This window comes from Commensalibacter papalotli (ex Botero et al. 2024) (assembly GCF_947179115.1).
In the GTDB taxonomy this organism is placed as follows: Bacteria; Pseudomonadota; Alphaproteobacteria; order Acetobacterales; family Acetobacteraceae; genus Commensalibacter; species Commensalibacter papalotli.
The window spans coordinates 1-1,153 of the sequence record NZ_CAMXCI010000018.1 but is presented as its reverse complement, the minus strand read 5'-3'; the positions used below and the strand labels follow the sequence as shown (position 1 = coordinate 1,153).

Here is a 1,153-nt window from a genome sequence, read left to right as displayed (position 1 = left end):
TTCTAATATTCTAACCATCAATTGATGCATTTTGTCTTGAGTTTCTGCGACTGTTTTACAATTAAATAGTTGCGGAGCCATCTCGGCAGGAATAGCCAAAAGGCGTGTTCTGATCGCACTGAGCTGTAAGGATAAGGCAGCAACCACATCTTCGATCAGAACAACCTTGCCTGATTTTAAATCATAATCCAGTTGTTTAAGACGTGCCTCGTAACTGGTTTTATAAAGCTCTGCATCTTGAAGTGTTGGAAACACAGGCAAGGATGGATCAAAAGGGATTGTATCTGTTAGCAATAATCCAGTACTTTGAGGCGCATGTGATTTACTGGCCAGCCAAGAATTAAAAGAAGCAACTTCAATTTTCCCATTATTGTCAGAGACTATACGACCGACCTTAATATGTTTACGCAAAGCCGTTCGACTGATATTGGCTCGTCGTGAGGCTTCACTAATTGAAATATATTCGGAAGCGGTCATCGTTTAGATACTAGAACCTTTATGTCGAACTTTCAAACTATCGTGGAACCTAGATGGAACCTTTGCGATGGGGTTCCACCCTGTTACATATTGGAAACTCTAGGGCTGTAAGATTATAATAGGGTGGAACTGGAACCTCTAAAAAACCATTTAGCTAGGAATATATCGGGGTGCGAATTACCTGCAATGCAAATACCCCTAGGAAGGACCCAAAGACCATACCCTTGTTATTTTCATTAGTTATTATACTGTAATATTATGATGAGTAAAATATGAGGAAAAATATACTGCTAACCATTCTTGCTTTAACAATTCCCAGCTTGTCTTTGGCTGCACCACAAAAACTAATACAACTATGTCTATTGACTATGAAAACATACAGCAACTTATTAAAAACCAATATGCTGCGCGTGCAGGATGTCATTCTATCAAAGAGACACAAGAAACAAGCATTATGTGTCAATACGCTGATGCTGCTAGAGACCAACTTACAAAGCTCGGTCATTGTTTAGGTGATGAAAATCAATCTAAAGCTGATAAACAATGGAAGAAATGTTATAAAAATAAATAAAACTCCCATTTTGTAATATATTAATATAGTTCTTACAAAAGTACAAGCCCCTTATTTATAAATCTTTCATAGCTTCTTCAAGCAAAATGAACGTAGAAAGCACCT

General features: G+C 37.5%; 2 protein-coding genes. One reads left to right on the top strand and one right to left on the bottom strand.

The genetic code is table 11. The features are described 5' to 3' along the window. The coding region (locus QMN76_RS10860) for a hypothetical protein (RefSeq protein ID WP_282066039.1) at positions 1–477 on the bottom strand (477 nt) is incomplete at its 3' end. A 355-nt stretch (positions 478–832) separates the two neighbouring features. Between QMN76_RS10860 and QMN76_RS10855 the strand changes: the two genes are divergently transcribed. Further along, entirely contained in the window at positions 833–1,048 is a 216-nt protein-coding gene (locus QMN76_RS10855) for a hypothetical protein (RefSeq protein ID WP_282066038.1), read from the top strand. The last annotated feature ends 105 nt before the right edge of the window (positions 1,049–1,153 follow it).

Excerpts from the sequence above, each read along its gene's own strand:
- QMN76_RS10855 (WP_282066038.1), top strand. The coding sequence starts at position 833 with ATGTCTATTGACTATGAAAACATACAGCAACTTATTAAAAACCAATAT.